The sequence below is a fragment of the Candidatus Hydrogenedentota bacterium genome (genome assembly GCA_019695095.1).
Taxonomy (GTDB): domain Bacteria; phylum Hydrogenedentota; class Hydrogenedentia; order Hydrogenedentales; family SLHB01; genus JAIBAQ01.
Genome location: JAIBAQ010000014.1, coordinates 39,113 through 61,050, shown reverse-complemented (window position 1 = coordinate 61,050; position 21,938 = coordinate 39,113). Strand labels below are relative to the sequence as shown.

General features: G+C 58.2%; 21 protein-coding genes. 6 read left to right on the top strand and 15 right to left on the bottom strand.

Annotation, left to right across the window (positions count from 1 at the left end):
* Positions 1 to 594: 594 nt before the first annotated feature.
* From K1Y02_04330 to K1Y02_04295, 8 genes are all read right to left on the bottom strand, one after another.
* A complete protein-coding gene (locus tag K1Y02_04330) occupies positions 595 to 1,638 on the bottom strand; it encodes a sulfate ABC transporter ATP-binding protein (protein ID MBX7255571.1) in 1,044 nt (347 codons plus the stop codon).
* A gap of 1 nt (position 1,639) precedes the next feature.
* Positions 1,640 to 2,539 carry a sulfate ABC transporter permease subunit CysW gene (gene cysW / locus K1Y02_04325; GenBank protein MBX7255570.1) on the bottom strand — a complete coding sequence of 300 codons (900 nt, stop codon included), beginning with the start codon at positions 2,537 to 2,539 and terminating at the stop codon, positions 1,640 to 1,642.
* 12 nt (positions 2,540 to 2,551) lie between these two features.
* On the bottom strand, positions 2,552 to 3,382 hold the full coding sequence (cysT, locus tag K1Y02_04320) for a sulfate ABC transporter permease subunit CysT (protein ID MBX7255569.1): 831 nt from the start codon (positions 3,380 to 3,382) through the stop codon (positions 2,552 to 2,554).
* 23 nt (positions 3,383 to 3,405) lie between these two features.
* The gene (locus K1Y02_04315; protein ID MBX7255568.1) at positions 3,406 to 4,422 is read right to left on the bottom strand and encodes a sulfate ABC transporter substrate-binding protein; all 1,017 of its coding nucleotides are present in this window, start codon (positions 4,420 to 4,422) and stop codon (positions 3,406 to 3,408) included.
* Positions 4,423 to 4,583: 161 nt separating this feature from the next.
* On the bottom strand, positions 4,584 to 4,775 hold the full coding sequence (locus K1Y02_04310; GenBank protein MBX7255567.1) for a hypothetical protein: 192 nt from the start codon (positions 4,773 to 4,775) through the stop codon (positions 4,584 to 4,586).
* 75 nt (positions 4,776 to 4,850) lie between these two features.
* Positions 4,851 to 6,290 carry a hypothetical protein gene (locus tag K1Y02_04305; protein MBX7255566.1) on the bottom strand — a complete coding sequence of 480 codons (1,440 nt, stop codon included), beginning with the start codon at positions 6,288 to 6,290 and terminating at the stop codon, positions 4,851 to 4,853.
* 117 nt (positions 6,291 to 6,407) lie between these two features.
* Positions 6,408 to 6,581, bottom strand: a complete 174-nt coding sequence (locus K1Y02_04300; protein MBX7255565.1) for a YezD family protein — start codon at positions 6,579 to 6,581, stop codon at positions 6,408 to 6,410.
* A 60-nt stretch (positions 6,582 to 6,641) separates the two neighbouring features.
* On the bottom strand, positions 6,642 to 7,103 hold the full coding sequence (locus K1Y02_04295) for an Rrf2 family transcriptional regulator (GenBank protein MBX7255564.1): 462 nt from the start codon (positions 7,101 to 7,103) through the stop codon (positions 6,642 to 6,644).
* 190 nt (positions 7,104 to 7,293) lie between these two features.
* Here K1Y02_04295 and K1Y02_04290 point away from each other — a divergent pair, with 190 nt between their 5' ends.
* A complete protein-coding gene (locus K1Y02_04290) occupies positions 7,294 to 7,500 on the top strand; it encodes a hypothetical protein (GenBank protein ID MBX7255563.1) in 207 nt (68 codons plus the stop codon).
* 313 nt (positions 7,501 to 7,813) lie between these two features.
* Here the strand turns inward: K1Y02_04290 and arsB are convergent, their stop codons facing one another.
* From arsB to zwf, 6 genes are all read right to left on the bottom strand, one after another.
* Positions 7,814 to 8,851, bottom strand: a complete 1,038-nt coding sequence (gene arsB, locus K1Y02_04285) for an ACR3 family arsenite efflux transporter (protein MBX7255562.1) — start codon at positions 8,849 to 8,851, stop codon at positions 7,814 to 7,816.
* Between the two features lie 48 nt (positions 8,852 to 8,899).
* Positions 8,900 to 9,763, bottom strand: a complete 864-nt coding sequence (gene arsM, locus K1Y02_04280; protein ID MBX7255561.1) for an arsenite methyltransferase — start codon at positions 9,761 to 9,763, stop codon at positions 8,900 to 8,902.
* Complete coding sequence (locus K1Y02_04275; GenBank protein ID MBX7255560.1) at positions 9,764 to 10,198, bottom strand: arsenate reductase ArsC; 435 nt, start codon at positions 10,196 to 10,198, stop codon at positions 9,764 to 9,766.
* Positions 10,195 to 10,557, bottom strand: a complete 363-nt coding sequence (locus K1Y02_04270; GenBank protein ID MBX7255559.1) for a metalloregulator ArsR/SmtB family transcription factor — start codon at positions 10,555 to 10,557, stop codon at positions 10,195 to 10,197. The genes K1Y02_04275 and K1Y02_04270 overlap by 4 nt, the downstream gene beginning before the upstream one ends.
* A 134-nt stretch (positions 10,558 to 10,691) precedes the next feature.
* Complete coding sequence (pgl, locus tag K1Y02_04265; GenBank protein ID MBX7255558.1) at positions 10,692 to 11,363, bottom strand: 6-phosphogluconolactonase; 672 nt, start codon at positions 11,361 to 11,363, stop codon at positions 10,692 to 10,694.
* Between the two features lie 57 nt (positions 11,364 to 11,420).
* Positions 11,421 to 12,887 carry a glucose-6-phosphate dehydrogenase gene (gene zwf / locus K1Y02_04260; GenBank protein MBX7255557.1) on the bottom strand — a complete coding sequence of 489 codons (1,467 nt, stop codon included), beginning with the start codon at positions 12,885 to 12,887 and terminating at the stop codon, positions 11,421 to 11,423.
* Positions 12,888 to 13,266: 379 nt separating this feature from the next.
* Here zwf and K1Y02_04255 point away from each other — a divergent pair, with 379 nt between their 5' ends.
* The 5 genes from K1Y02_04255 (at position 13,267) to K1Y02_04235 (ending at position 20,733) form a co-directional block, all read left to right on the top strand.
* Positions 13,267 to 13,656 carry a BlaI/MecI/CopY family transcriptional regulator gene (locus K1Y02_04255; protein ID MBX7255556.1) on the top strand — a complete coding sequence of 130 codons (390 nt, stop codon included), beginning with the start codon at positions 13,267 to 13,269 and terminating at the stop codon, positions 13,654 to 13,656.
* On the top strand, positions 13,653 to 17,177 hold the full coding sequence (locus K1Y02_04250; protein MBX7255555.1) for a HEAT repeat domain-containing protein: 3,525 nt from the start codon (positions 13,653 to 13,655) through the stop codon (positions 17,175 to 17,177). The genes K1Y02_04255 and K1Y02_04250 overlap by 4 nt, the downstream gene beginning before the upstream one ends.
* A gap of 756 nt (positions 17,178 to 17,933) precedes the next feature.
* The gene (locus tag K1Y02_04245; protein ID MBX7255554.1) at positions 17,934 to 18,737 is read left to right on the top strand and encodes a TetR/AcrR family transcriptional regulator; all 804 of its coding nucleotides are present in this window, start codon (positions 17,934 to 17,936) and stop codon (positions 18,735 to 18,737) included.
* Between the two features lie 22 nt (positions 18,738 to 18,759).
* A complete protein-coding gene (locus K1Y02_04240; GenBank protein ID MBX7255553.1) occupies positions 18,760 to 19,722 on the top strand; it encodes a DUF1559 domain-containing protein in 963 nt (320 codons plus the stop codon).
* Between the two features lie 258 nt (positions 19,723 to 19,980).
* A complete protein-coding gene (locus K1Y02_04235) occupies positions 19,981 to 20,733 on the top strand; it encodes a TetR/AcrR family transcriptional regulator (protein MBX7255552.1) in 753 nt (250 codons plus the stop codon).
* Positions 20,734 to 20,846: 113 nt separating this feature from the next.
* Here K1Y02_04235 and K1Y02_04230 read toward each other — a convergent pair whose 3' ends face one another.
* Positions 20,847 to 21,881 (bottom strand): hypothetical protein, encoded by a 1,035-nt coding sequence (locus K1Y02_04230; protein ID MBX7255551.1) that lies wholly within the window; start codon positions 21,879 to 21,881, stop codon positions 20,847 to 20,849.
* Positions 21,882 to 21,938: the final 57 nt, after the last annotated feature.

Genomic DNA, 21,938 nt, shown 5'->3' with positions numbered 1-21,938 from the left:
CGTGGGAATCCTGGGAAAAGACCCTTACCGCCGAACCCGAACTCTGGTTCCACGAGATCTTCCGCATCGACGGCACCCCGTACAAGGAAGACGAAGTGGCAACCATCCGCAAGCTGACCGGCGCGGAAAAGAAATAGCCTCTACACGCCACACTCTTCGTACACCGCTGGTGGATTCAGAATGTCGCTAAAGAGAACTAGAATGTCATCCTGAGCGAAGCGAAGGATCTGGCTTAAGGCCAGGCATTTCTGGTGCCAGATGCTTCGCTACCGCTTAGCATGACAAACCAAAGTAAGTTCCAAACGTTGTCTTGATGGAGCTGTATTCTAGGAGCCTCTCAGCACAACGCAAGTTCCGTGTTTTTCTGAAAGGACCGCTCAGTTGAGGTGAAAATAGTCAGGTCTTATCGTAAACCAGTGACGACAGGGCTCATCCTGCAAATCCTGTTCATCCTTGTTGAAATTCTTTATTGAACAAGGATGCACAGGATACGCAGGATGAAATCACAAAGCGCCTGTGAGCCACCCTTATGCTTAACACGACTCTCTCGCTCATTATCGGCCAAATAGCGGGTTGGAAAAACCGCCCTTCGCGTCAAATCACATAGTCCTCTGCGAACACCTTCATCTCTTTTAGCGTAACGAAGACTTCGTCGTCGCGTTTGAGTTCGAGTTCGAGGAAGCGTTCCCGCGTAAGCTCGACGTCGACGGTATCGCCCCAGGAGGCGCGTAGTTCCAGCTTCACGACCGGCCCCGCGGGATTGATGCGTGAGATCGTTGCGGGAAAGTGTTCCTTGCCGTTGGGCGCGGTGTGTACTTCGAATCCGTGCGGTCGTACGAACACTTTCGTTGTGCCGCTGTCGGGGGAGGGTTCGCCGACGAGCATGCGCCCTCCTTCCACGCGCCCGTGGAAGAGGTTCACGTCGCCGAGAAAGTTGTAGATGAACGGTGTCGCGGGATGGCTGTACACCTCTTCCGCCGTACCAACCTGTTCGATGCGTCCCTCGTTCATAACGACGATACGGTCCGCCACTTCGAGCGCTTCCTCCTGGTCGTGCGTCACGAATACGCTGGTCACGTGAATCTCGTCGTGCAAGCGCCGCAGCCAGCGCCGCAACTCTTTGCGCACCTTGGCATCAAGCGCTCCGAACGGTTCATCCAGCAACAGCACGCTTGGTTCCACCGCGAGCGCGCGAGACAGCGCCACGCGCTGGCGTTGTCCACCGCTCAATTGCGAGGGATAACGGTCGGCAAACTGCTCGAGCTGCACGAGCCGAAGCAGATCATGTACTCGGTCCTTAATCTCCGCCTTTGAGGGACGCGTCGAACGCGGCCGCACCTTCAATCCAAACGCCACGTTCTCGAAAACGGTCATATGGCGAAACAGTGCGTAGTGTTGGAAAACAAAGCCCACGCGTCGCTCGCGCAACGAGCGGTGTGTCGTGTCCACGCCGCTGAAAAGGACCGAACCGCTGTCGGCTGTCTCAAGTCCCGCGATGATGCGCAGCAGCGTTGTCTTGCCCGAACCGGAGGGCCCCAGCAGGGCGACCAGTTCGCCAGGCTCCACGTGCAGGCTGACGTTGCGCAATGCGCTGAAGTTTCCGAAACGTTTTGTGATATTGCGTACTTCGATACCCATGTTATGCCGTCTCTCCGGTTGTCCGGTCGGTGACCGCGAGCTTGCGCGCTGTTTTCCACTCGACAAGGGATTTCAAAATCAGAGTAATGATCGCGAGAAACGCGAGCAGGGATGCACACGCGAACGCCGCCACGAAGTTGTATTCGTTGTAGAGAATCTCGACATGAAGCGGGATGGTGTTGGTTTCCCCGCGGATATGCCCCGATACCACGGAGACCGCGCCGAATTCGCCCATGGCGCGCGCATTGCACAGGATCACGCCGTACAACAACGCCCACTTCACGTTAGGCAGCGTTACCTTCCAGAACGTGGTGAGCCCGCTTGCGCCCAATAGCAGCGCCGCCTCTTCTTCTTCCGTGCCTTGCTGTTCCATCAACGGAATCAGCTCGCGCGCAACAAACGGAAACGTCACGAAGATGGTCGCCAACACAAGCCCCGGGACTGCAAAGATGATTTGTATGTCGTGCTCGGCAAGCCACGGACCAAGCAATCCCTGCAGGCCGAACAGCAGTACGTAGATCAGTCCCGATATAACCGGCGATACCGAGAATGGCAGATCGATCAGCGAGACGATGAGGCCCTTTCCGTAGAAATCGAATTTTGCGATGGCCCAAGAGGCCGCCAATCCGAAGATCATATTCAGTGGCACGGCTATGCCCGCCGTGATCAACGTCAGCTTGATTGCGGACACCGCATCCGGCTCCGCCAATGCCGCGAAGTAGGGGCCGAGTCCCTTTTCGAGGGCCTGCGCAAACACCGCGACCAGCGGCAACACGAGAAAGAGACCAAGATAGAGCAGGGCGATAAACGTGAGGGCCGCGCGCACGACGAGACCTTCACTGGTAGCGGCGCGAACCGCCGCAGCCTGAGTTCCGGGTAAAGCAGTTGTAGCTCCAGCCATGTCTCTTCCTCGCTAGTGTGCGGCCGCGCGCACACCGCTCCACCGCTGCACAAGGTTGATAACGCACAGCATCGCGAACGACATGAGCAGCATGACCAATCCGATGGCGGTCGCGCCTGCGTAGTCGAACTGTTCCAACTTCGTCATAATGAGCAGCGGCGCGATCTCCGTCTTCATGGGCATGTTGCCCGAGATGAACACCACCGACCCGTACTCGCCCAGCGCGCGCGCAAACGCCATCGTGAACCCCGCCATCAAAGCGGGGAACACCGAAGGCAGCAACACGCGAGTAAACGTCTGAAACCTCGTCGCGCCGAGACTTGCCGCTGCTTCTTCGACTTCCTTGTCGAGGTCTTCAAGCACGGGCTGCACAGTGCGCACGACAAATGGAAGCCCGATGAAGGCCAGCGCCAAGGTGATACCCGCAGGCGTAAACGCGACCTTGATCCCGTAGGGATCGAGGTACTGGCCGATCCATCCCGTGGGCGCGTACAGCGATGTGAGTGCAATGCCGGCGACGGCCGTCGGTAACGCAAACGGCAAGTCCACCAAGGCGTCCACGATACGCTTACCGGGGAACGAGTAGCGCACCAGCACCCAGGCCACCACGAATCCAAACACCACGTTAATACCCGCGCCCGCGAGCGAAGTCAGCAGGCTCAGCTTGTACGACGCCAACACCCGTGGCCCCGTCACCGTTTGCCAGAACTCGGCCCACGTCAGGTCTGTGGTCTTCACGGCCAGCCCCGCCAGGGGAATCAGCACGATCAGGCACAGATAGAGAAGGGCGAACCCTCCTGCGAGACCGAATCCCGGCAATACGGTGCGTTGTTTGAGCAGCATGTGCGTTCGTGTCCTTCTGGTAATCAGCTACCCGGCACGTAGATCGCGTCAAAGGTGCCGCCATCGTCGAAGTGGATCTTCTGTGCCTGGGCCCATCCTCCGAACTCCTCATCGATGGTGACGAGGTTCACGTCTGGGAACGTGCTCTTGTATTTCGCCGCGACGGATTCCAGCCGCGGACGGTAGTAGTGTTTCGCAGCGATTTCCTGCCCCTCTTCGGAGTACAGGTATTCGAGATAGGCTTTCGCGACGTCGGTCGTGCCATTCTTCTGAGCATTGCGCTCGACGACCGCCACGGACGGTTCCGCGAGGATGCTGATCGACGGAATGACGATCTCGAACTTGCCTTGGGCGAGATCTTTCGTTGCAAGGAAAGCCTCGTTTTCCCACGAGATGAACACGTCACCGATGCCGCGCTGCACGAAGGTCGTTGTTGAACCGCGCGCGCCCGAGTCGAGCACAGGCACGTTCTTGAAAAGCAGTTTCAGGAACTCCTTGGTCTGCGCTTCGTCGCCGTTGAACTTGCGCTTCGCAAAGGCCCATGCCGCCAGGTAGTTCCACCGCGCGCCGCCGGAGGTCTTCGGGTTGGGCGTAATTACGGACACGCCCGGCTTCACGAGGTCGTCCCAGTCTTTGATGCCTTTCGGATTTCCCGCGCGCACCAGGAACACGATGGTCGATGTATACGGAGCGCTGTTGTTGGGCAGCTTGGTCAGCCAATCTTTCGGCAGCAGACTTGCCTTCTGCGCGATGGCGTCGACGTCGTAAGCCAGCGCCAGGGTCACTACGTCGGCGCGCAACCCATCGATCACGGCGCGGGCCTGTTTGCCCGAACCGCCATGCGATTGCTGAATAGTGACGTCTTGGCCGGTCTTCGTCTTCCAATGCGCGGCAAATGCCGCGTTGTACTCGTCGTACAACTCGCGGGTCGGGTCGTACGACACGTTCAGCAGTTTCACGGCGCCCGCCGCGTGGGCGCCTGGGGCAAGTGGCATGGCCAACGCAATGGCCACGGCCGTGAGAATCGTAGTCAATCGCATATCAGTCTAGCTCCTGGTTACTGGCCGGCCTGTGGGCTCGGCGGTTCTTCAATCACTTCTGCGTTTCTATCGCCCGGGCCCCTGCGGGAGAGGACGGTCGCCTTGGGGGTAGTCCCATAGACGCCGCCTCCGCCCGCGGAGAGGCAGAGCCGGGCACTGCGCTACGATGACGCCTTGTCTTGACCGACGTTCACGAGCCGCTCAAGCGCTTGCGTCCACACGTTGATGCCTCCAATAAAGCCGGTAAAGGCCGTGGCAAACGTTCCAAAGATCGTTCCGATTTGCGCCAATTCAAGCAGCGAGGTGGCCGGTGCGGGAACGTATCCATTCGAGAGTGTCTTCACGTGTTTCATGACTGCTATTTCCTTATTGGTCTGTCCGCCTTGGGGCGGTGAATTAGTCGTTATGTTGTCTGTCTTCGTTATTGCTCAGAGAAATGCCACTTCCACGCGCATTTGCAGTGAATCGAACTCGCCGTCATACAAATCGTGGTCGACGACGTTGTGGATGTAGTTCCAGGAGACGTTGGTGCTTCGATTCAGATACCAATGAAGGCCCGCGGTATACGAGTCTTGGATGCCGCCGCGCACGCCGCCGTCCGAGAGGTCCGCGTGCGAGTAACGAACCGCCGCTTCCCACGCGCCCCAGCCGCCGTCTTTGCCCCACTTGAAGTCTTTCTTCGGAGTCACGCGGTCGAAGGTGCCCGTCGAATGCCGGTACGGCCGCACTTCCCCGGTGAGGAAGTAACTCGCCTGCGCGTAGTACCCGCTAAAGGAACGGCTGCCATTGAAGGTGGTGTCCACATCCGCCAGCGTGTATTCGCTTTGGAACGTGAACGGCCCGAATACCGCCGCCAACTCCAGACCCAGCAGGTCCACGTCATCCGCCCGCGCATCGCGCAACCGGAAGTTCTGGAACTTGTCCGTGTCGATATACCGGAACAACGACAACCGGGTTTCCGGGCGCGTTGCCCACGGAAGCACCGCCCCGTCCGGGTTGCGGTGGCTGTACGCCACACCCACATGGACGAGGTGCTCGCCGTTGTACTTGTAGTACGGCAGGCCCGATACACGTCCCGTGACGCTCCAGCCCTGATCTTCGTCCGAATCGTTGCTGCTGGGCCAGAAGTCGGTTTCCTTGAAGAGACCGACGGCGTACTGAAGCCGTTCTTTCTTCTCTTCACCGATTAGCGCGTCGCTCCACTGAACGCCCGCGTTCCGGCTCGGATTGAACGTGCTCGCCAGCGACAACTCCTGAAAGAGCCGCGCCGGAATCGCCGTCAGCTCTTCCATGCTGAACGGTTCACGGTAATGGCCGAAGCGTAGTTCGCCCTTCCGGTCACCTCCGTACGGAATGTCCTTCAAGGTGATGTACGTGTCGTAGATCGCCGGCGTGTCCTGGCCGTTCTGTCCCGCAAACTCAAACTCCGACTGGAAATCGATATTCTGATAAACCGTTCCCGTTAGCCGGAGCCGGATACTGCGGAACCCCGTGCCGTCCTGTTCGTCGCCGACGCTATTCCTCAACTCCGAGTCCTGATCGAACCACGCCGTATCGAAACTCGTCCAGCCGCCGATCTTGAGTTGGAATGCCTTGTCCGCGGAGCCGATGGTGAACCCGTCTTTCCCCGCGCTCACGACGGCAGCCGTCTTCGCCTTCTCGGCGGCAGCTTCCTTCTCAATTTCTTTCTGGCGCTCCAGCACCAACACCTTTTGGTTCAACTCCTCTAGCTGTTTCTTCAACTGCGCCAGCTCGTCGGTTGTTGCCGCTGCGCTTGCGCCGTTCTCTTGGGCAATCCCCGGTGCCGGTCCGGCAAAATGCGCCAGACCCACCAGGGCAAGCCCCACTGCAATACGGGACCTCCACATGGCTGTGTCTCCTTCGGCGACATCTCCGGAGGTCCGGTCGATTACCGTGCGTTTAACTGTCTTTGCGTTCGCCTCCAGTGGTCTGGTAGGCGGTAAAGAAATCCCCCGAAGGGGGGCTCATTCGTGCGACGCGGTGAACCGGTGCTTCTCCCTGCGTTCCACCTGGACCACCCGCGAATCATGGATGACTATTTCTACCGACCCGTACCGGATGGAGCGGACCGCTTTCAGTATCAGGGACTCCGCTTCGTGGTCGGGCGCGTTTTGAATGGTTCCGTACTGCTCTCGCATGATTAACATCCTAATGTCTATTAAGATAATAGGCTAAATTTCCAAAAAAATGAGCGCACTTCAGATGTGGTACATCGGCGCATCGTTGCGCCGATTTGCCGCTTCCTCGTGCCGCGTGACCATGTCTGCGAGACTGGTCCGCTCCAGTATTTTGATACTTGCGTCATAAACTTCCTTCAAGACAAGACGAATCCCACACGAGCCTTCGTCCTGGCATTCGGTACACCGGCGATAGGCGGTCCGGCTCAAGCAGGGGACCAAGGCAATCGGCCCGCTCATGGACCGAATAACCTGCCCGAGGCTTATCTCCTCGGGGGGGAGGGCTAAGTAATACCCTCCCGCTCTACCGCGCTTGCTCTGAAGGATCCCTAAGCTCTTCAGGTCGAGCAGAATCAACTCCAGAAACTTCCTCGGTATGTTGCCCCGGCGCGCCAAATCCTCAATAAGGACAGGCTGATCGCGCCTTTCTCTTGCCAGTATTTCCAGGGCATGGAGCGCATACTTGGCTTTGCTGGTCAACATACTAAAGAATGTCGATTATGTTGATAGGGTACACAATCTTTCTCCAAATGTCAAGTCGAATAATAGGGGAATTCATGAGGTGTGTCAAGCGTGGCGGGCAGCGGCTTGACTTTTCAGGGGGTTCACCATATAATACTGAATATTACTTCAGCTATATGCGATGCAAGGACGCCGCACTGGAGGAAACGAGATGAACACAGCAACGTACTTGTTCGACCCTACGCCTTACTCCAAAAAGGAGACACGGCGCAGACACTACCCTAGAAGCCTGAGTCCGGGTGTTCGTGACGCGCTGGCGCAGTTGCGCCAGACGATAGATGCCATTCCGAAGGAGGAATGGGCCGTAAGACGACGCCGCTGGGAAGAGCTAACGAAGAGCCTTAAGCCGTCCCGGTAGTCCGGATTTCTCGCGAACGCACACGAACCAAGATCGTAGCCGGAGCAATTGCCAAGCTTGACGCCAGGAATGAAGCAGTTCTTCATGATCGGAGTGTGTTCGTGAGAAATCCTCATGGCATAAGCTCAACGTCTTGCACGTGAGCAATTTGCACCGGCGCAACTGAGCGCCGCTGCAAATTGCGAGGTAGTTCACACACGTAAAGCGCCGCAAGAGGGGCGGCTTTCACCACCGCGGGGACACGGCGAGAGTCGTGTCCCCGTATAGCCACTTTCCAAGCTTTGGCTGTGCAGATTACTGCGCTCTGGGATCCTCAGCATTTCGCGCAAAAATAGCGCTGTTGGAAGCGCAACGCAACACCCACCAACCCTATCAATACGGGCACTTCGACTAACGGGCCAATCACCGCGGCGAACGCGGCGCCGGAGTTGATGCCGAACACCGCGACTGCCACGGCGATAGCCAGTTCGAAGTTATTGCTCGCAGCGGTGAAGGCCAAGGTAGCCGTCTTCGGATAATCGGCCCCGGCTTTCTTGCCCATGAAGAAACTCACGAGGAACATCACGACGAAATAGATGAGCAAGGGAATCGCGATACGAACGACATCGAAGGGGATTGTCACAATGAGATTGCCTTTGAGGCTGAACATCACCACGATGGTGAAGAGCAACGCAATGAGGGTAATCGGGCTGATGCGGGGAATGAACGACGTGTGGTACCAATCTTTGCCTTTCAGCTTCAGCAGTACAAACCGAGTCAGCATGCCCGCGATAAACGGAACGCCAAGATAGATGAAAACGCTCCGGGCAATCTGGACAATGCTCACATCCACAACGCTGCCGCGCAGTCCGAAGAGCGGCGGCAAGACCGTCACGAAGAACCAGGCGTACACGCTGTAAAACAGGACTTGGAACACGCTGTTGAACGCGACGAGCCCCGCGCAATACTCGCTGTCGCCCTTCGCCAGATCGTTCCAGACGATAACCATGGCAATGCAACGGGCCAACCCTATCATGATGAGCCCCACCATGTACTCGGGCTTGTCATGCAGAAACACGATCGCCAGCAGAAACATCAAGCTCGGCCCGATAATCCAATTCTGTACTAACGACAGGGTCAGTACCCGCACATTTCGAAACGCGTCGCCGAGTTCTTCGTATCGTACCTTCGCCAACGGCGGATACATCATGAGAATCAACCCGATCGCAATCGGGACATTGGTCGTGCCGACCTGAACCTTTTCCACCAGCGACGTTAACCCTGGGGCGAAATAGCCCATGGCCACTCCCGCGGCCATGGCTAGGAAGATCCACACCGTCAAATACCGATCGAGAAACGACAACTGCTTCAGACTACTTGATGCCATTTCACTAACATCCCCCGCGTAAGGTTATATAGTTCAGCCGCAGCACCGCTTCGGTACGGGCTTCACGGCACTCACCTCAAGACTTACAACATAGTCCGATGGAGCTAGACCATCAGGCAGCAACGCGACAATCTCACGGTAGAGCGGGTCGCTCCACGTGTTCATCATGTCCACATACTCGGTCTTCTTAACCAACTGAATGTGTGATAGACCCGCTTCCTGCGCCATGCGCTCCGTCTCTTCTACCAGGACGGCCCCCGCAACGCACCCGATTAAGGCCTCGACCTTCTCGCCAATTGCTTCCGGCAAGGGACGCAACAGCGCGAGGTCCGACACCGCGACACGCCCGCCCGGCTTGAGGACGCGCGCGATTTCACGCCACACCGCCGGTTTGTCAGGCGACAAGTTGATCACGCAATTGGAGATAATGCAATCCACGGAGTTGTCCGGGAGTGGAAGGTGCTCGATCTCGCCGAGCCGGAACTCCACGTTATCCAGGCCCGACCGCTCGCGATACACCGGAATGTTGCGGCGCGCTTTCGACAGCATCTCCGGCGTCATGTCGATGCCAATGGCGCGGCCAGCGGCCCCGACCTTTCTTCCCGCAATGAACACATCAAAACCGCCGCCGCTGCCGAGGTCAACAACCACCTCTCCTTCGCGCAACGACGCAAGCGCAACAGGATTGCCGCACGATAATCCCATGTTTGCGCCGTCTGGCAGCGCGGCAATCTCCTCCGCAGTGTATCCAATCACTTCCGCGAGTTGCGACGCAGTGCCCGTCTCAGCTGTGCCGCAGCACGAGGTAGTGCCGCAGCACGACGACCCCTGTCCGGCAATCGCCGCATATCCTTCACGAACGCGTTCCCGCACTTCATGTACCGTTTCCATGGTCATTCACCCTTGTACGTTGTCGGGCAACTGCTCGATAAACGCCCGGATTTCGTCTCGCACGCGCCGATAGTGGTCCAGCGCTTCTTCTTCCGATTTTGCATTTGCCGCCAACCTCGGCGGATCGTCAAAGCCAACATGTATCACCCGCGTTTGCCCGGGAAACACAGGACAATTTTCATGGGCATCTCCGCACACCGAAACCACTAGATCGAATTCAACGCCTCCCAAGTCACCGACGTGCTTCGAGGCATGTGTAGAAATATCCACGCCTGCCTCGCGCATGACTTTCACTGCAAGCGGGTTGAGGCCCTGGGGGCGCGTGCCCGCCGAATAGGCATCCAGCACTTCCCGCTTAAGATGCTTTGCCCAGCCTTCCGCCATTTGGCTCCGGCACGAATTTCCAGTGCACAGAAACAGCACCCGCAACCGCTCACTCATGGTGTGAGCCCCTGAGCATCCGCTCCGCAGCACGAGGGCTTATCGTCGCACCGAGCTTCGCTGTACAGTTCGCTACGGCCTTGGCAGCAATCTTCCATGAGGTACTCGAAAAGACTGCGCACCCCCGCGAAGTCCACGCTGTACAAAATCGACCTGCTTTTGCGCGTATTGGTCAGAAGCCCCGCCGCCACCAACTGCGACAAATGAAACGACATCGTCGGCGCAGGGACGTCGAGGGCAGCAGCGATATCTCCCGCGGGAAGCCCTTCCGGGCCCTGACGCACGAGCAGCCGGAACACCGCAAGGCGTGTGTCCTGCGCCAGGCTCCCTATCATCTGAACTGCGGCTTTAATTTCCATATTTCTAAAAATATCAAATCTTTTGTCAAAAGTCAAGTGCCGGTCTCAAAGCAAGGTGATTTGTCCAACAAACAAACGTCGCAAGTAATTATAAAGAAACAGGATAGGAGGAATATGCCCGGATTGTCTTCAGACTACTTGGCGCCGACCACCGAGGCATCTACAAACCAATCCGCATCTGCAACAAGCGCAGCCGGTACGTCGCCGTGGCTGTGTATGCGCGCGTAAGCGGGGGCTTTGTCGGCCCCCTGGACCAGGAACCAGCGCCGGGCCGCGGCGTTGATGAGGGGATACGTCATGGTGATACGTTCTGTGGACAGTTGAGGCACGGCGTTCAGCACGACGAGACGCCTCTCCTCGCTCAAGGCATCTGTGCCGGGAAAGAGCGAAGCGGTATGACCGTCCGCGCCCATGCCCAAGAGGATGAGGTCGAATCGTGGAACGCCCACCTCGTTGGCCGGTGCGTTGTCACGAATGACGCGCTCATAGTCCTCTGCCGCTCGGGGACGTTCCGCCTCCATTCGAAAGGCAGTCAAATTAGGTACATGCGCCAGCAGTTCTTCGTGAAGCATTTTCCAATTCGACTGACTGTCGGTCGGGGGGACACACCGTTCATCCACCTGGAAGACCGCAACGCGTTGCCACGGAATGTGCTCGCGAAACTCCGTGGCCAACAACCGGAATAGCGCGCGAGGTGTCGAGCCGCCTGAAACGGCGAGGTTTAGACAAGCAATACTTTCTTCGCACAACGTGGCAAAAGCAGCAGCCGCTTCACGCGCGGGAGACTCGGAAACAAAGACAGACAAGGAACACCACTCCATTCTCATATTTGCCGCCGCAGCCAGCTACTTCCGAGGTTTCCTCTACGGCGTGCGCCATGTGCCTTCGCTGTGCGCGAAAATCCGGTTCGCTTCCGAAGGCCCCCACGTTCCAGGTCGATACAACTCCGGTGGACCTTCACTTTTCCACGTATTGGCGATATCGGTCGCAATACGCCACGCGTAGTCGATTTCATCGGCGCGCATGAACAACGTGGTATCGCCGCGCAACGCATCCAGCAACAAGCGTTCGTAGGCTTCCGGCAAGTCCTCTTTGAACGTCGTGCCGTAGTCGAACTCCATGTTCACGGGTTGAATACCCATCTCCATGCCTGGCGGCTTCGCGTTGAACCGCAACGAAATGGCCTCGTCCGGCTGAATGCGAAACGCGAGCGTGTTCGCCAACGGAACCGGAATGCCAATTTCGCGGAAGAAATGCATCGGCGGCTGTTTGAATTGGATGGCAATCTCGGTCACGCGCGACTTCAGGCGCTTACCGGTGCGCAGCAAGAAAGGAACCCCAGCCCACCGCCAATTGTCCACGTGCAACCGCAACGCCAGGTAGGTCTCCGTAACCGAATCCGGGGCGACACCTTCCTCCGACAAATACCCCGGTTGGCCTGGACTCTCGGCGTACTGGCCGCGCACGCACCACGCTGGAAGCGGGTCCTTCTCCGGAATGCTGACACTACTCAGGACCTTTACTTTCTCGTCGCGTGTGTGCTTTGCGCCCAACAAGGCCGGCGGCTCCATCGCGACGAGACAGAGCAATTGCAGCAAGTGGTTCTGCACCACGTCGCGCAACGCGCCCGTCTTGTCATAGAAAGCGCCACGCCGGCCTTCCATGCCTACCGTCTCGGCCATGGTAATCTGCACGTGGTCAACATACTTTTGATTGAAGAGCGGCTCGAAGATCGCATTACCGAACCGAAACGCGAAGATGTTCTGAACGGTTTCTTTTCCGAGATAGTGATCGATGCGGTAGACCTGATCTTCCGCCAACACGGCGCTGATCTGCGCATTCAACGCGCGCGCCGATTCGAGGTCGTGACCGAACGGCTTCTCAACGACCACTCGCGAGTAACGCTCTTCGCCCACGGCGCGCACCAACCCCGCCGTCCCCAGATTCTCCACGATGGGCGCAAAGTACTCCGGCGCAACCGCAAGATAAAACAAACGGTTTCCGGGAGCGCCAATCTGCTCGTCCAATGCGTTGAGCCGGGTGCGCAACCCGTTGTACCCCTCGGCGTCAGTCAACTCGAGCTGGTGGTAATACACGTTCGAAACGAAGGGATCGCACGAGTCTCCAAGTCCGTGATTCGACCGCGAGAACTTTTTCAGGGCCTCGCACATTTCCTGGCGGAATTCGGCATCGGTCTTGGGCCGGCGCGCCACACCCACAACCGCGATCCGCTTCGGCAAGAATCCCGTCCGCCACAAGTTGTAGATAGCGGGAATGAGTTTCCGGCTCGCCAGGTCGCCCGTGGCCCCAAAAATGACCACGGTTCCCATGGCGCCCTCGGAAATACGATATCGAGACTGATCCGCCGTCGAGGCATCGCCTTGAAATGCAGCGGTTGGTTGTACGGACATGCTGCTCTCCTTACACGGTCCCTAGTCGGACGCTTGCAACGACCAGAGCCTACCACAGCAGAACGTGAATGGAAAACGGAGACCATCACGTACTGGATAAACCGGCAACAATCAACAACTTCAAGTGGACGTAACACCCGGTAGAGCCAATCCTGTTCCCTCGCGCGACATCCCCGAATTCCCGCACGTCAACCAAGTCGCCTACTAATTCGTTCGTAGGTATTGACAGGGGATTGGAAACCGGTTATCCTACTAATGAATTAGTAGCCGCGCTTCGACGAATGTGAGGGTACTCGCCATGACACGACCCGCATCACGATTCCCGACCGAGCTCGAACTCGAAATCCTCAAAATCCTCTGGACCGATGGGCCGTCCACCGTGCGTCACGTCCGTGACACCCTCTCTGAAACGCGCGAACTGGCCTATACCTCCGTGATGACGATGATGGGAATCATGACGGAAAAGGGATATCTGCGGCGGACCAAGAAAGGGGGAGGCTACGTATACCGCCCCAAGGTCGATCGCGAGCGCACCATGGCCGACATGTTAGGAGACACGGTGAATCGTGTGTTTAACGGGTCGGCCAAGGCAGCGGTACTACACCTCATCGAGTCTGGAGAAATTGACGAAGACGAACTGAAAGAACTTCACCGTCTCATCGAAAAGAGAGTGGAGGACCGGCGATGAACATCGAGATGTTCTTGGCGTCCGAATGGTGTGGGCGCGTGATGTTAACGATGGCGTCGTTTCTGTGGCAGGGTGCGCTGCTGGGCGTTCTGGCCGCGTTGGCGATGCTTCTGTTGCGACGCCGCTCCGCGCGCCTGCGCTACGGCGTGATGGTGGTCGCGCTTCTGCTCATGGCAGCATGCCCAGTGCTTACCTATGTCGCGGTAAGTCACGTCCCCGAAACGGTGGCGTGGGTATTGCCCCACACATCTACCGACACTCCGACCGCGCCAGCCGAATCCGCAGAACCAAACGACGTTGAGACTGCGGAAGCAGCACCCGCACCGGCAAGCCCCATCACGCCGGTAGACGTCTCCGAAATGCCCAGTGCTACCGCGCTTGCGCAAGCGCGGGGTCCAGAACGGCCCTGGGCCACGACCGAACAGGTGGTGTTCCTCGCCTATGCAGCGGGCGTCGCGGCGATGCTGCTGCGACTGGGTATGGGCGTGATGGGTGGTAAGCGGCTACGCCGCAGGTCGCGCCCCGTGGAAGAGTCCATCCTGCTGACTACGCTGGCGCACAGTGCGCAGGCGTTTGGAATGCGCGTTGCCCCTGCACTCGCGTACTGCCAGCATGTGGCCGTGCCGACGGTCGTCGGTATTGTGCGTCCGATGATCCTGTTGCCGGTTTCGTTTGCATCAGGATTGACGCCACAACAGATCGAGTTTCTGTTGTTGCACGAACTGGCCCACATCCGCCGCTTCGATCACCTTGTGAACATCGCACAGCGGCTCATCGAGGCCTTCCTCTTCTTTCACCCCGCGGTGTGGTACGTGTCGCGGCGAATCCGGTTCGAGCGCGAGTTGTGTTGCGACGACCTTGTCGTGAAGCAGGGTGGGGAAGCTCGGGCCTATGCGGAATCGCTGATTGCCGCCGCGACGCTGGCGTGCAAAGGGAAGATGGCCCCGGCAAGCCTTGCAGCGCTTTCCGCAACGGACAACCCATCGCAGTTGCGCCGTCGCGTGCAGCGCTTGCTCGGGGCAAACGAATCCCGTGTACGCTTGGTGCACGGTGGATGGACTATCTCGGCGTTGATGCTTGTTGTCGCGGCGATTGCCGTCGCGCAGGTGAACGCGCCCGCAAACAACGCGCAGTCCGTGCAATCCCAAACGGCGGAGCCAGCCCAGGAACCCAATGTGCCCGAGCTGGCGCAATTACGGCAGCCATTACTTAGCGTCGAACCTGCGGCCAATCCGGAGGCGGCGACTGAAAGTGCCCAAGTTGCCGCACCGGCGCAGTTGCCAGTACCAGCGGCAAACGGGCAACCATCCGGCCCCAATGTTGAAGCCCAAATTCCTGCGTCGGCGGACAGCCCTGCTGTTCCATCCAATCTGCCACCGGCATCTGTTCCGTCTGGACTTGAATCGGAGGAAGCCACCTTCTTGAAGCTCTTTGGTCAACTGAAGGACAAAGACTGGTGGTTGCGGAAGCTCGCAGTCAAACAAATCGTAGAAGCCAAGAATGCCCGAATATATGTTCCCTATGTGATCAACGCCCTATCCGACGAGGACGAACGTGTAAAGGCGGCTGCCGCGACCGCACTGGGTCAAATCGGTGACCCTGACGCGATCAATCACCTCGTTGCGGCCTTAAAGAACAGTGAGCCCGTGAGGGAGGCCGCCGCCGAGGCCCTGACGAAGTTTCCGCAGGAGAAGGTGATGCCCATTCTTCGCATCGCGGCCATCGACGAAGATGAAAGTGTCTACAGCGGCACCGTTGCGGCACTGCAACGCATCGACAACCCGGAAACTATTCAACTTTTGGTCTCGCTATTGCCGCGCGTGACGCCTACCAAAGACCAAGAGGATGAGCTAACCGTCTCCTTGCGAGCCGCATTCGGCAAGAAAGACGCGAATCAAGTGCTCGCCGCGTTCAAAGAGGCACTACAAAGCCCCGACAAAGCGATGCGCGCCGGAGTGGCCCAAGTACTGGGGCCAGACCGGAACGGCCAAGAGCCTGAGGAAACTCAATCCGCGGAGAATCTGTGCCGTGCGGACGAAACAGTAATGCTGTTGAAGGGTCTCGCAACGGACGCGGATCGAAACGTGCGCGCGGCGGCCGTGAATGCGTTGGGCGGACTTGCGGATTACCGCATGCGGTACTCGAAACAAAGCACCGAAGAAGCGCTCGCGGCCTTGGCAGCGGCGCTACGCGACACCAACAAGAATGTCGCGGCCATGGCTGGCGACTTGCTGAGCAAGCTGTCTTGGCAGCCCCCGACCCCCGAGGACAAAGCGTACTTCCTGATCGCGCAGGGCAACGCAACCGAGGCGGCCAAGCTTGGTACCGTTGCCTACGAGCCTCTCGCACAGGCGCTGTCGCGCGATTCGGAAACCGTGCTTCGAGGCGCACCGGCAGTCAGAAACACGCCCCCTCTAAGACGACCGGTGGCGCGTGTCGCGGGCGGAGCGGCAGAAAAGGCTCAAGTCATAGGGGCGCTGGGGCAGCTCAGCGATGAAAGGGCCATCCCAGCCTTGCTGGAGGCTCTGCATAGTGCCGATCCGGATGTGGTATTCATCGCTGCCGAAGCTCTGGGCGAGCGGAAAGAACCCCGCGCGGTGGAACCCCTCCTTGAAATGGCAAAGCACCCGAACGAGAATTACCGGTGCAGTGCCGTCATGGCCCTCAGAGCCATTGGCGACCCACGTGCAGTACCCACACTGATCGCGGCACTCAACGATTCCTCCCACGTCGTACGAAGCCAGGCGGCGGTATCATTGGGCGAGCTTGGAGACAAGCAGGCTACGCCAGACCTTGTGCGTGTAGCGCTCAATGACACGGACTTCAACGTCCGATCGGATGCACTCAATAGTATTGCCGCATTGAAGGACCGAAGTGCGATTGCGCCGTTGGCAGCGGCCCTGAAAGAAACGCTGGCAAAAGACGCAACGCAAACGGATGAAAACGCACGATGGCAGCTATCGACCATAGCGGCCTTGGGTACGCTTGGGGGTCCTGAGGCGTGCGATGCGCTTCTGCCAGTACTTGCACGGTTTCCAAACTCCCAAGAAGTGATCTCCGCGCTTGGAGATACCGGCGATCAGCGCGCCGCTGGGCCGATTGCCGCCGACATGATCGAAAACGCCAAGGATGGCGACATCAGTCTCGAAGTGATTGAAACCTATTTCAATGCCTTGGTGAAGCTCGGCGGGCCAACCGCCATGACGGGTATCGCGGACTTTGTCGTCGTGATGGGCGAACGCCGTTCCGACTTGGCCGCGCTAGGTTTCAAAGCGCTTGAGAAGATGCAGCAACCGGAGGCAGGAAACGTCATCTACGACCTAGTGACCACCAAAATGCCACCGGGTTATCTACAACTCGAAGGCGCGTATGTTCTCGCGCGTCTTGGCGACGAGCGCGCCCGCGACATTCTCGAAAAGGCCAAGGAAGATCCCAATGTGCGCGCCAAGGTGTTTGAAGCGCTTCAGGCGCTCAACGCGGCCAAGGCGGCAAAGCCCGATACGAAGCCTGCTGCGCCGTAATCGGCGCGGAGTTCGGGTCGTAAGCTAAGCTAGCGCACGAAGCAGAGAAAGAACAGGGCGGATCAGTCAATTTCGACTGACCCGCCCGTTCCGTTTCGCGACGGCTAGCGTGGATAGCCGCCGAGACCTCAATTGCCTCACTTCGCAGGTGCAACTTGCGGGCTAGTCATTGACCACTTTGTCTCTGACATACGCGGCAATCACATTCTCAAAGCACGTTCCCATTGTGTGCGCCGAATATCGTGAATCGGATTTCCAGGCTATACATATCCGCGTTACGCCTGCTCCTATTTATAGATGCACCGAGTGGCGGATCGTGGACGAACAACCTCGCCGGCAGACACGAAATACAACTATCTCGCAACGCAACAGAACCGCAACCAAAGCGACTCAACCACGGATGAACACCGATGAACTCCGATGGACAAACCCAATAGGAGGCACGGCTCCCTTGGGCGCCAGCTTCAGATACAACAACCTTTGAGGTATACGGCATCAAAATCCGTAAACCGTGCACAGACTCCTTAAGATTACAGCATATATAAGGCGCTGAAATCACAGCACTTATATCGATTAAGCCCAAGCCGTTCCAGGTGGGTACCATCAGGGCTGGTGTAGCGTCGGGTAGGGATTCTCGGAGGGGAGCCTTGACAGGGAGGGGAAACCGGGCTAAACTAACTCTAGGTTGACTTGACGTCAAGACAACTTTAGGTCGGTGAATGCCGCCGGTCTTGCATCACTTGGGGGTTCCTTCGAATGGCGTTCTCATCGCCACGACTACGCAAGCTCAAAGAGCGCGATGACACCATTCTGGACACGGCACGCGAGATCTTTCTGGAAGATGGCTACTACGGCCTGACCATGAATCGGATTGCGGCGCGTTGCGGCCTTTCGAAGGGCACGATGTACCACTACTTCTCCTGCAAGGAGGAGATCATCATTGCTTTGGCTGAAAGGGCGTTTCGGAAGCGCACAGAACTGATGCACCGGGGAACGCTCCTCAAGGGGAAGACCCGTGAGCGAATTCTGGCGGTTGGGGAGGCGGTCGTCCTTTTCGTGCTGCTGAACATGGGGGATTCGCGCATCATCCACGCTGCCATGGGAACCCTCCGAGAGAAGACCCCGCCGCTGCGTCTCCAAGCGCTGGTTCAGGCGGAGCAAGAGCAGCTCGGCATCCTCAGAGGCGTGATTGACGAGGCGCTCCTGCAAGGGGACCTGACGCTCACGAATGGGACCACGGTGGACGAAATTCTTTTGGGTACGTGGGGTCTTGTCGATGGGGCACACCTGCTGATCGAGAGCGGAGCGCACGGATCGTCGTTGCAGCTTAGCGACCCCTTTGAGCGGGTATGGAGATTCTGGAACTTCGCGGCTGACGGGTACGGATGGAAGCCGTTCTTCGCGGAGTGGGATTACGGTGCGAGCCTGTTGCGGGCGCGCGCAGAGGTTTTCGCGGAAGAGGCGCGGGCAATTTACGGGGAGGCTCCGGGATTGGGCAACGTCTCGGAAGTGTGGATGCAGGCGGCCCGAAGGCCGCATGCGGATTCGAAGCCGTCGTAACGTTACAAGAAGGGAAGTAGTTATGAGAAGAAGAGGATTCACCTTAATCGAACTCCTCGTCGTCATTGCCATCATCGGCATTTTGGCGGCGATACTGCTGCCTGCGCTGGCTCGTGCTCGAGAAGCGGCCCGCCGTGCAAGCTGCGCAAACAACCTCAAACAGTTCGGCCTTGTCTACAAGATGTATTCCGGCGAATCGAAGGGCGAGAAGTACCCCCCGATGCAACATCAGACGGTGTGCGACCCCTGTAACGGTCCCATCATGACGCCGCTGTGCGTTGCGGTGTATCCGGAGTATGTGACGGATCCCAATATCTATGTATGCCCGTCGAGCGCAAAGCACAGCCCCGAAGACATGTACTACCCCGAATCGGAAGGTGGCTTGCCGATTCTTGCTTTCCGAGGCGTTGAAGGCGACCAGACATACAACAACTGGTGGGCGGCTTCCTGGTCGTATTACTACTTCGGGTTTGTCTATGACCGCTGCGACGAGAAGCCCGAAAACCTGATGGACGCGAGCGTGCTGGCGGCGATGGGTGTGACAACACCGGCTGGTGCGACCATTCCTACACAGATTGGCAACCAGTTCATCAACCTCTATACCGCCGATATGACCAACTACCCCATGCTTTCTGTGGACACGAATATGCGGGGCCCCCTTCAACTGCTCGAGAACGACACGTCCGGCATGGCTGGCAACGGCAACGGCGGTAGCGACACAATCTACCGGATGCGCGAAGGCATCGAACGCTTCCTGATCAGCGACATCAATAACCCTGCCGCATCGGCCGCGGCCCAGAGCGAGATCTTCGTGATGTGGGACGCGACCTCGACAGAGGTCCAGAGCTTCAACCACGTGCCCGGCGGTTCGAATGTGCTGTACATGGACGGTCACGTGTCGTTCCTGAAGTACCCGAACGACAAAGCGCCCATTACCAAATCATTCGCTGTCGCCGCAGGCGCCATTGCGGGTTCTGCCGGCTAATCAGCGACCGAGTGGAAAGAGGGACTGATTCGCTTTCCACCTTCTCATACAGCAGTACGATATGGGGGACCGATGCAGACTGCCCCACGAAGTCTGCTCGGTCCCCCATATCGATCTTCAACGCACGTCGCAACGGGGATGGCACTTGACCGTTTGCCCTCTCCACGGTAGTCTGTACGCAAGTAGGGCGGGGGAAACCAGTCCAAGTTCGTCGGGGAGCTCTCGAACGTGGCCTTCGTATCGCCAAGAATACGCAAGATGAATGAAAGGGACGCAGCCATTCTGGGGGTGGCGCGGGAACTGTTTCTGGCGGACGGCTACTACGGCCTGACCATGGAGCGGATCGGGACGCAGTGCGGCGTCTCGAAAGGCACGATCTATCACTATTTCTCGTGCAAAGAAGAGATTGTCATTGCCCTCGCCGAAGTCTCACTGCGCAAACGCACGGAACTAATGCGGCGTGGGGCACAGTTTTCAGGTACCGCGCGCGAACGTATGCTCGCTCTGGGCGAAGCGGTCTGCTTATTCACTCAGCTCAATCCCGGAGATTCGCGCATCATTCACTCCGCGATGGGCCCACTTCGCGAGAAGACACCGCCTCTGCGTTTGCAGTCGTTGGTACACGCCGAACAAGAGGAACTGGGCCTCCTTCGTAGAATCATCGAGTCCGCGCTGGGCAGCGGAGACCTTGAATTGAAGTACGGGACCACGGTGGACGAGGTCTTGTTTGGAACGTGGGGACTGGTAGACGGCGCATATGCCCTCATAGAGGGCGGTGTCCACACTACTTCGCTTTCATTGCTCGACCCCTTCGACAGCGTGCTCTGGTTCTGGAACAGTGCCGCAGACGGATACGGCTGGCGACCTCTAACCAGCGAGTGGGACTATGCCGAAAGTCTCATTCGAGTCAGAAAAGAGGTCTTTGCCGAGGAGGCGCAAAAGGTGTTCGGCGAAGGCAAATGGCACGGCCCCGTGCAGTCCCGGAGGCGAATCGCGGAGAGCGGATTGTAACCCCTGTCCATACCCGGCGGCTGCAACCAGTGAAGTCGTTACACTAATTCCAAACCCGAAAACGAAAACGCCGGCCGAAGCGTTCGTGCTCCGGCCGGCGTTTAATACAAACGCTATTGTTCCATCTTAACCGTATCGCCTTTGGCGGGCGCTTTGCCGTCCACCAACGAGCATACGGAGAGCTTCTCCTGTACGTCGTCCACCTTGATCGTACCGGTCTTGTCCAACGTCACGCTGAGCGGAAGGCCCGTGTCGGGATCCTTGATGACCTTGCCCTGCTTGTAGATGCCCATGACCGTGCCCACCTGCACGCCACGGTTGCTGCCTGCATTGATGTAGATGGACTTTCCATCGACCTCGGCTACGCGCGCCGAGAAGGGAACATCAGCCATTTTCGCGGAGATGCGCTCGACGGCCTGATTGACAGCTTTCTCGCTGGTTTCGCCAAGGGGCGTCTTCTTAAACTTATCGCCGCCCGCGCTGAACCCACCCGCGTAAACATCCGCGCCGATGCTCTTGTAGGTGCCTTCAGCTTCCGCGTCAAACGTGTCGAGCACAACCGTCGTTGTCAGATCGACCAGGCGCAGCTTGATAGCAACCTTCGACGTAACCTTGCTGCCGCCGAGACCAACGCTCACGCCGCCAATGGGCACGCCCACGCGACCGCTCTTACCCTCTTCACCGGGCTCGAACTGCGTAACCGTACCTTGAACCAGGACGCTCGCGCCGACGATTTCCCCGATCTTCAGGGCTGTCTGCGAGTTGATACGGCCCGACGCCCCAAGGTCTTGCTCCTTGATGGCGTTATCGAGCTTCGGCCGTTCCACCACGATAAAGCGGCCCGACTGCATCAATGCGTCGGTAAGCATGGCCGCAAGCACGGGACCTTCATCCCAACCCAGCTTGCCCGCGCCTTCGAAGGCATCGACACAGACGACCTGCTTGGGGCCTGTGTACGCGGGAGCCGCTGGCTTTGCTTCGGCCGATTCCTCGGTTTTCGTGTCTTCTTTCTTTTTGCCTTTGACCTTGTCGAGAATGCCGGCATGGGCGGATGCGCCTACGAACATCGCAATTGCACCCATCGCCAATAAGGAGCTTAACTTAAGACCAAACCGCGTCGTGCTACTCTCCTTCACACTTCTAACCATTCTCGTTCCTCCCTTTGTTGCTATCGCACGCCCCTTGGCGTGGAAGTTTTGCAGCGT